At 71.8% G+C, this 9,195-nt stretch carries 7 protein-coding genes; 6 read left to right on the top strand and 1 reads right to left on the bottom strand.

Annotated features, from left to right (window positions below; genetic code table 11):
* Positions 1-462: 462 nt before the first annotated feature.
* Positions 463-888, bottom strand: coding sequence for a PLD nuclease N-terminal domain-containing protein (locus HCN56_RS20445; RefSeq protein WP_167973262.1), 426 nt, complete (start codon positions 886-888; stop codon positions 463-465).
* A gap of 90 nt (positions 889-978) precedes the next feature.
* Here HCN56_RS20445 and HCN56_RS20440 point away from each other — a divergent pair, with 90 nt between their 5' ends.
* From HCN56_RS20440 to HCN56_RS20415, 6 genes are all read left to right on the top strand, one after another.
* A complete protein-coding gene (locus HCN56_RS20440; RefSeq protein ID WP_167973260.1) occupies positions 979-2,430 on the top strand; it encodes a menaquinone biosynthesis decarboxylase in 1,452 nt (483 codons plus the stop codon).
* Complete coding sequence (gene mqnP, locus HCN56_RS20435; protein WP_167973258.1) at positions 2,427-3,350, top strand: menaquinone biosynthesis prenyltransferase MqnP; 924 nt, start codon at positions 2,427-2,429, stop codon at positions 3,348-3,350. Before HCN56_RS20440 ends, mqnP begins: the two co-directional genes overlap by 4 nt.
* Positions 3,351-4,034: 684 nt before the next feature.
* Positions 4,035-5,882: an ABC transporter substrate-binding protein gene (locus HCN56_RS20430; RefSeq protein ID WP_167973256.1), complete on the top strand. Its 1,848-nt coding sequence runs from the start codon at positions 4,035-4,037 to the stop codon at positions 5,880-5,882.
* Positions 5,883-5,899: 17 nt separating this feature from the next.
* Positions 5,900-6,985, top strand: coding sequence for an ABC transporter permease (locus HCN56_RS20425; protein WP_167973253.1), 1,086 nt, complete (start codon positions 5,900-5,902; stop codon positions 6,983-6,985).
* A complete protein-coding gene (locus HCN56_RS20420; protein ID WP_167973251.1) occupies positions 6,982-7,953 on the top strand; it encodes an ABC transporter permease in 972 nt (323 codons plus the stop codon). Before HCN56_RS20425 ends, HCN56_RS20420 begins: the two co-directional genes overlap by 4 nt.
* Complete coding sequence (locus tag HCN56_RS20415; RefSeq protein ID WP_376770903.1) at positions 7,950-9,062, top strand: ABC transporter ATP-binding protein; 1,113 nt, start codon at positions 7,950-7,952, stop codon at positions 9,060-9,062. The genes HCN56_RS20420 and HCN56_RS20415 overlap by 4 nt, the downstream gene beginning before the upstream one ends.
* Positions 9,063-9,195: the final 133 nt, after the last annotated feature.

Raw genomic sequence — 9,195 nt, 5'->3', positions numbered from 1 at the left:
CGTCGTCCCGCCCGGGGCTGCCTCTCGGCCCCCGGCGGGCCGTGGCGCCGCTCCCACGCCCCTCACGCCCCCTCCGGGCGCCACGGGGCGCGGGCGTGGCGTGGGAGCCGGCAGGGCACGCCTCGGGGCGCACCGGGGCGCCCTCGTACGGCGCGCGGGGACAGCGCACCTCCCGGGACGGCCCGCGCGGCGCGGACTGCCGCCCCACCGGCGGCGCCGCGACCCCGGCCGACGGCGTCAGCCGCCGCCGTCTCCCCGGGACGACGGCCCGCAACCGCAGGTCCGGGACGACGGCCCGCAACCGCAGGTCCGGGACGACGGCCCGCAACCGCCTCCCCCGGGACATCGGCAGGGGGAGAGCACTCGGACCAGCAGGCCGGGGACAGCAGAACGGGGGTCGTTCATCGTGAGATGAACGACCCCCGCCCGAGCCCGGGGACGCACCGGCGTGTCGGCGCTCCGTCAGCCCTTGGCCGGCGGGTTGCCCTCCGCCGGGCCGCTGCCGCCCTTGCCGTCGTTGTCGTCGCCGTCGCGGAGCTCGCTCTCGCGGCGCCGGAGGTCTTCCTCCCAGCTCTCCAGCAGCTCTTTGTCGCGCTCGTTCTCCTCGCGCTGCTGCTCGTGGTTGATCGACCGGAGGAAGTCCGGGTTGTCGTCCGGCGCGACCCAGCCGCCGCCCCCCGCGGGGCGGGCGCCGGGCGCCTTGGGCAGGCTGCGCTTGCGGCCCGCGATGATCCACGCGAGCGGGCCGATGATCCAGGCGAACACGATCAGGAGCAGCCAGACCAGCTTCGGCAGGTGCTTGATCTCGTCGTCCTTGGTGCTGATGCAGTCCACGAGTGCGTAGATGGCCAGCGCGATAGGCACCAGGAACATCAGTACCTTGAGCATGTTCGTCCCCCGGGTGAGCGGGTGTAACGGGCCACATGGCAGCGGCCCCCTGACAACAGCCAGGGTAATGCGTCCGCGATACTGAGTCCCATGGCATACGACGACCTCCGCGCGCTGCTGCGCGCCCTGGAGCGGGACGGGGACCTCAAACGGATCACCGCGGAGGTCGATCCCCACCTGGAAGTGGGCGAGATCACCGACCGGGTCAACAAGGCCGGTGGCCCCGCGCTCCTCTTCGAGAACGTCAAGGGATCGAAGCTCCCGCTGGCGATGAACGTCTTCGGCACCGACCGGCGGCTCCTGAAGTCGCTGGGGCTGAAGTCCTACGCGGACATCGGCGACAAGATCGGCGGCCTGCTCAAGCCGGAACTGCCGCAGGGCTTCGTCGGCATGCGGGAGGCGCTCGGCAAGCTGGGCTCCGTCAGCCACCTGCCGCCGAAGAAGGTCAAGAGCGGCCCGGTGCAGGAGGTGGTGATGCACGGTGACGACGTCGACCTCGACGCGCTGCCCGCGCTCTTCACCTGGCCCGAGGACGGCGGCTCGTTCTTCAACCTGGGCCTGACCCACACCAAGGACCCCGAGACCGAGGTCCGCAACCTCGGCCTCTACCGGCTGCAGCGGCACGACCGCCGCACCATCGGCATGCACTGGCAGATCCACAAGGACAGCCGCAACCACTACCAGGTCGCGGCGCGCCGCGGCGAGCGGCTGCCGGTCGCCATCGCCTTCGGCTGCCCGCCGGCCGTCACCTACGCCTCCACCGCGCCGCTCCCCGGCGACATCGACGAGTACCTCTTCGCGGGGTTCCTCGCCGGCAAGCGGGTCGAGATGGTCGACTGCCGGACGGTGCCGCTGCAGGTCCCGGCGCACGCCGAGGTCGTGCTGGAGGGCTGGCTGGAGCCGGGGGAGATGCTGCCCGAGGGGCCGTTCGGCGACCACACCGGCTTCTACACGCCGCAGGAGCCGTTCCCCGCGCTGACCATCGACTGCGTGACGACCCGGAAGCGGCCGCTGCTGCAGTCGATCGTCGTGGGCCGGCCGCCCACCGAGGACGGGCCGCTGGGTCGCGCCACGGAGCGGTTCTTCCTGCCGCTGCTGAAGATCATCATCCCGGACATCGTGGACTACCACCTGCCGGAGGCCGGCGGTTTCCACAACTGCGCGATCATCTCGATCGACAAGAAGTACCCCAAGCACGCGCAGAAGGTGATGTCGGCCGTGTGGGGCGCCCACATGATGTCGCTGACCAAGCTGATCATCGTGGTGGACGCCGACTGCGACGTCCACGACCTGCACGAGGTCGCCTGGCGGGCGCTGGGCAACACCGACTACGCCCGCGACCTCATGCTGACCGAGGGGCCGGTCGACCACCTCGACCACGCCTCCTACCAGCAGTTCTGGGGCGGCAAGGCGGGCATCGACGCCACCGCCAAGCTCCCCGAGGAGGGGTACACCCGCGACGGCGGCTGGCCGCAGATGGTCGTCTCGGACCCGGCGACCGCCGAGAAGGTCACCAGCCGCTGGAAGGAATACGGACTGTGACCACCGCGGCCGGCCGGTCGGCCGCCACCCCCGGCGGGGCGCCCGCCGGGGGCAGGGCGCGGGCCTTCCTGCGCCTGGTGATGATCGAGCACTCCGTCTTCGCGCTGCCCTTCGCCTACATCGCCGCGCTGACGGCGATGTTCCTCGACGACGGGACGGTGCACTGGCTGACGCTGCTGCTGGTGACCGTCGCCATGGTGGGGCTGCGAACCTTCGCGATGGCGGCCAACCGGATCATCGACCGCGAGATCGACGCCCGGAACCCGCGCACCGCCTCCCGCGAGCTGGTCACCGGCGCGGTGTCGGTGCGCACCGCCTGGACCGGTGCGCTGATCGCGCTGGCGGTGTTCCTGGGCGCCGCTGCGCTGCTCAACCCGCTCTGCCTGGCGCTGGCGCCCGTCGCGGTGGTGCCGATGGTGGTCTACCCGTACGGCAAGCGGTTCACCGACTACCCGCACGCCATCCTGGGCCTCGCCCAGGCGATGGGCCCGGTCGGTGCCTGGCTCGCCGTCACGGGCAGCTGGTCCTGGGAGGCGGTCGTCCTCGGGCTGGCCGTCGGGGTGTGGATCGGCGGGTTCGACCTGATCTTCGCCTGCCAGGACGTCGCCGCCGACCGGGCGGAGGGCGTCCGCTCCGTACCGGCCCGGTTCTCGGTCGCCACCGCGCTCCACGGCGCCCGGGGCTGCCATGTGGTGACCCTGGCGCTCCTCGCCTGGTTCGCCGTGCTGACGGACGCCGGGCCGCTGCTGTGGGTCGGGCTGGTCGTGGTGGCCGCAGCCTTCGCCTACGAGCACACCATCGTCCGGCCGGGTGACCTCTCCCGGTTGAACCGAGCGTTCTTCACCGTCAACGGCTTCGTCGGGATCAGCCTCTTCGTCTTCGCACTGGCCGACCTGGTGGTGCGCGGCCTCACCCCCTGAGCCGGGCCGCCCCGGACCCGCCGGACCCCGCCGAGCCCCGCCCCCCCGGGGGGGGCTCGGCTGTTCGTGCTGCCCTCGCGCCGGTACGGCTGACACGGGGTCACCCGTTCACCGCAGCCGTCACCCGTTCACCGCTGCCGCCGGCCGGGTGAACCCCACCGCCGCCCCCGACCCGGTGCCGGTCGTGCCGCCGTGCCCCGCGTGCGGGCGCGGCGGCGGGCCGCTTCGCCCCATCGGCGGTGCCCCGCCCGGGTGTTCCGGTCGCCCCGACCGCTCCGGGGCGCACGCACATCGTCCGGATTCGCGCCGTCGGCGGCTTTCGCGGACGGGCGCGCGGCCCGTCCCGGGCACGCGCCGCGCCCGCCGAGATGGTTGTCAGCTGTGTAGAAAGGATGATGAGCGGATCGGCGAAGGGGTCAACCGTGCAGGTCATAGCATTGCGGATCGGTAACGGATCGTCCGGCCGCGGCCGCTTTCTCCAGTGGTCGGACCGTTGAGCGAATTGTGTTTCCGCGAGGTGAATCAGGCGCGATTCGGCCCGGTTCGGGGCGGAATCCGCAGGGCGGGACGGGTCCCGGCTTTCAGCTGAATGAAAGTTTCAGAACCAGGCATTGACTTACCTCCTCCGGTGTTCGAGGGTGCTCGACATTCGCTGACTACCAGGTCTGGAAGGGGAGAACCGCCGTGGCAGAAAAGGCCCAACGGTCGTTCCTGAAGCGCGCGGCGGCCGCCTCGGTCGCCGGAGGTGTGGCGCTGTCGCTCGCACCGGTGAGCGGCGCGGTCGCGCAGAGCGGCGGCAAGGACACCCTGATCGTCGGTACTTCCGGCCTCAGCAACATCCCGCACCTCAACCCGCTCGATTCCGGGTGGCTGCTGCAGGGCGAGATCAACAACCTGATGTACACGCCGATGATCCGGTGGAGCCAGGAGGACTTCAGCCCGGCTCCCGGAATCGCGCAGGAATGGGAGTCCTCCGAGGACGGACTGACCTGGACCTACCGGCTGAACCCCGACGCCACCTGGTCCGACGGCGAGCCGATCACCGCCGAGGACGCGAAATTCACCTACGACCTGCTGCGTGAGAACCCGGTCCTGAACAGCCGCCACGGCGACCTGGTCAACAACTTCACCGACGTCCGGGCCGAGGACGACCACACGCTGGTCATCGAGATCGACGAACCCAGCGCCATGATGAACCACCTCAAGGGTGTCTCCATCATGATCATGCCCGAGCACGTCTGGGGCGAGCTGGACGACCCGGCCACCTACGCCGGCGACCCCGACCAGCCCACCTCCGGCCCGTTCCGGCTGAACGAGTACCGCGAGGGCGAGCGGATCACCCTCACCGCCAACGAGGACTACTGGGAAGGGCCCGTCGACTACGACGAGTTCGTCCTGCAGGACTACCAGACCCCCGAGGCCATGGTGCAGGCCCTCCAGGCGGGCGAGGTCGACCTCGTCGGCGGGCTCAACCCGCAGCAGTACGAGGCGCTGGAGTCCCGCGAGGGCATCACCACCTCCACCGGCCCCGGCCGCCGGATGCAGTCCCTCACCTTCAACGCCGGCGCCCGCACCCAGGGCGGCGAGGAGTTCGGCGACGGCCACCCCGCGCTGACGGACCCCGCCGTCCGGCGCGCCATCGCCCACGCCGTCGACAAGGAGCGCATCGTCGAGGTCGCCACCGGCGGCTTCGCCCTCCCCGGCGTCAGCTACGTCCCGCCGATATTCGGTGATCTCTCCTGGGAGCCCACCGGCGACGACCTGATCGCCGCCGACGTCGAGGCCGGCAACCGGCTGCTCGACGAGGCCGGCTACGACGAGCGCGACAGCGCGGGCCTGCGCGTCGACCCCGAGAGCGGCCGCCCGCTGGAGTTCCGGCTCTTCTACCACTCCGACCGGCCCTCCTACGCGATCATCCAGGACTTCCTCGTCGACTGGGTCGCCGAGCTCGACATCCGGCTCGACGCGATCGCCATGGACACCACCCCGCTCAACGAGGAGCAGGAGGCCGGCAACTTCGACATCGCCTTCGGCACCTGGAACGCCGGCCCCGAGCCGAGCGAGACGCTGGCGTACCACACCTGCGCCCGGCTGCCCGAGGACGCCGAGCCCACCGACCTCACCTTCGCGTTCTACTGCAACGAGGAGTACGACGCCCTCTTCGAGCAGCAGACCGCCGAGACCGACCTCGACACCCGCGCCGGGCTGCTGCGCGACATGCAGCAGCTGCTCTACCAGGACGCGCCGGCCATCGTCCTCTACTACGAGAACCAGCTGGAGGCGTACAACTCCGAGCGCTGGAGCGGGTTCGAGACCCAGCCCGCCGCGGAGGGCATGATCCGCGAGCAGCAGGGCGCCTTCGGCTACCGCAGCGCCACCCCCGCCGACGGCTCGGGCGGCGAGGCCGCCGGCTCCGGCTCCGACTCCGGCAGCGCCCTGCCGTGGGTCATCGGCGGCGTCGTCCTGGTCGCGGTCGCCGGTGGCGGCTTCGCCCTGATGCAGCGCCGCAAGACCGCTGACGACCGGGAGTAAGGAACACACGGGACACGATGGGAATCCAGCCCACCGCCCAGGTGCCGGCGCTGCCCGACGGCGGCGCCGGCACCCCTGGCGGCGACGACGCAACCGTCCAGCAACAGCCGTTCACGCCCTCGCGCCGCGACTTCTGGCGGTTCCTCGGGCTGAAGTTCTCCGGTGCCATGATCTCGCTGGTCCTGGTGCTGTTCACCGCGTTCTTCATCTTCCGCATCATCGGCGGCGACCCGGTGAAGGCGATCGGCGGCGACACCCCGCTGACGCCCTCGCAGCGCGCCGAGATCGAGGAACGGCTCGGCCTCAACGAGCCGCTGACCGTGCAGTTCTGGGAGTACATCCGCTCCGTCCTCACCCTCGACTGGGGCACCAGCTACGTCAACAACCAGCAGGTCACCGACCTGTTGCTGGCGCGGCTCCCCAACACCCTGCTGCTGACCGGCACCGCCCTGGTCATCGCCGCCGGCCTCGGCATCTGGATCGGTGCCCGGGCCGGCTGGCGGCAGGGCAGCCGGTTCGAGAAGTCGCAGGTCGGCATCTCGCTGGCGCTCTGGTCCGCGCCCACCTTCTGGCTGGGCATGATCGTGATCATCATCTTCTCGGTGCAGCTCGGCCTGTTCCCCGTCAACGGGATGCGGTCCACCCGGGGGGTCGGGGACGGCTTCTGGGCGCAGTCGCTCGATGTCGCCCACCACCTGGTGCTGCCCGCGCTGACCATGGCCGCGGTCATCTACGCCCAGTACGTGCTGATCATGCGCTCCTCGATCCTGGAGGAACGCGGCAACGACTACCTGACCGTCGCCAAGGCCAAGGGGCTCCGCGACGACGTGGTCCGCCGGCGGCACGCCGTCCCCAACGCGCTGCTGCCCACGGTCACCCTGATCGCCCTCCAGTTCGGCGCCATCTTCAACGGCGCCCTGCTCACCGAGACGATCTTCAGCTGGCCCGGGCTCGGCCTCCTCTTCTACGAGGCGATCCGCGTCCCCGACATCCCGCTGCTGCAACTGCTGTTCATCTTCTTCGCCGGCACCACGATCATCGCCAACATGCTGGCCGACATCCTGTACCGCTTCCTCGACCCGAGAGTGCGGAGTTCCGCATGAGCGCTCCCAGCACCCCGGCGCCGCCCGGGGAGACCGACGGGCCGCGGGCGACTCCTCCCGGCCCCGCCCCACGCCTCACCTCCGCGCGCGCCATCACCTGGGCGCGCCGCCGCAAGGCGCTGGCCGACTTCTGGCGCCAGTACCGCAGGCAGCCGGCGGGCCTGGTCGGCCTCGGCGTCCTGGCGTTCATCGCGCTGGCGACGCTGCTCGCCCCGCTCTACACCGACGAGTCGCAGCTGCGGGCCGTCAACGCCCCCGGTGAGCGGCTGGAGTCGCCCAGCGGCGAGTTCTGGTTCGGCACCGACGAGGTCGGGCGGTCGATCCTGCTCCAGGTGATCTGGGGCGCGCGCGTCTCCCTGCAGATCGGCATCATCGCCGCTGTCCTCGCCGTCGGCCTCGGCACCCTGGTCGGCATGATGGCCGCGCACTACGGCGGCTGGGCCTCCTGGCTGCTGATGCGGCTCACCGACTGGTTCATCGTGCTGCCGAGCCTGGTCCTCGCCATCGCGCTGGTCGTCGCCCTCGGCGCCAGCCGCTTCACCATCATCCTGGCGATCGCCCTCACCTCCTGGGCGGGCACCGCCCGGCTGGTGCGCGCGCAGACCATGTCGATCGAGGGCCGCCCCTACCTGGAGCGGGCCCGCGCGCTGGGCGCCGGGCACTGGCACCAGATGTCCCGGCACGTGCTCCCCAACCTGATGCCGCTGATCCTGGCCAGCGCCACCCTCCAGGTCTCCAGCGCCATCCTCACCGAGGCGTCGCTGTCCTTCCTCGGCCTCGGGGACCCGAGCACCGTCTCCTGGGGCACCATCCTGGAACGCGCCTTCCACGCGGGGGCCATCTCCTACGGCGCCTGGTGGTACATGCTGCCGCCCGGCTTCGCGATCCTTGCGGTCGTCCTCGCGTTCACGCTCTGCGGGCGCGCCATGGAGACCGTGCTCAACCCCCGGCTGCGGGGTGCGCGGTGACCACCGACGCGACGGAGCAGGAACCGGCCCCCGGCGCCGACGGCCGGGCGCCCGAACCGAGAGGCGGGAGCAGCGTGCGCCCCACCCTGCAGATCGAGGACCTCCGCATCACCTACCGCGGCTCCCGCGGCGAGATCCCCGCCGTGCGCGGTATCTCCCTCACCCTGAACCCGGGCGACACCCTCGGCCTGGCGGGGGAGTCGGGCTGCGGCAAGTCCACCGTCGCCGCCGCCGTGCTGCGGCTGCTGCCGCCCGGCACCGAGGTCACCGGCCGCATCCTGCTCGACGGCGAGGACATCCTCGCCATGTCGTTCGGGAAGCTCCGGGCGGTCCGCTGGGCCGGTGCCTCCATCGTCTTCCAGGGCGCGATGCACTCGCTCAACCCCGTGCACCGCATCGCCCGGCAGATCGCCGAGCCGATCGTCCTCCACGAGGGGATCGGCCGGGAGGCCGCCGAGGCCCGCGCGGTGGAGCTGATGGCCCAGGTCGGGCTGCCCGCCTGGCGCGCCACCAGCTACCCGCACGAGCTTTCCGGGGGGCAGCGGCAGCGCGTCATGATCGCCATGGCGCTGGCCTGCTCGCCGCAGCTGATCGTCGCCGACGAGGCGACCACCGCGCTGGACGTCATGATCCAGGCGCAGGTGCTCCGGCTGCTGAAGCAGCTGGTCACCGAGCGGCACATCGCCCTCGTCATGATCAGCCACGACCTTTCGGTCCTCGCCGACACCTGCGAACGGCTGGCGGTCATGTACGCGGGACGGCTGGTCGAGCACGGGCCCTCCCGCGAGGTGTTCGCCGGCGCCCGGCACCCCTACGCCCAGGCGCTGTCCGCCGCCTTCCCGACCGTCGGCGACCCCGCCGAGCGCCGCAACCCGCAGGGCCTGGCCGGCGACCCGCCCGACCCCGCCGACCTCCCCACCGGCTGCTCGTTCCACCCGCGCTGCCCCGTCGTCATGGACGAGTGCTCCACCACCCCGGTGACGCTGCGCGCCGCCCGGGACGACTGGCAGGCCGCCTGCCTGCGCGTCGAGGCCACCGCCGGGGCCGCCGCCGCGGCCACCGGCGAGGACCTGCCCGCGCCGACCCTGCTGACCAAGGGGGACGCATGACCACCGACCGCATCCCGCCCGCCACCGGCCCGGACGCCCCGGGGCCGGCCGTGGAGCGCGGGGAGTTCCTGGTGGAGTACCAGCCGATCGTCTCGCTCGCGGACGACACGGTCCGCGGCGTGGAGGCCCTGGT

It is taken from the genome of Streptomyces lonarensis (assembly GCF_012033735.1).
GTDB lineage: Bacteria > Actinomycetota > Actinomycetes > Streptomycetales > Streptomycetaceae > Streptomyces > Streptomyces lonarensis.
Note: the sequence above shows the minus strand (reverse complement) of the source record. Positions and strands in the feature narration are given on the sequence as shown.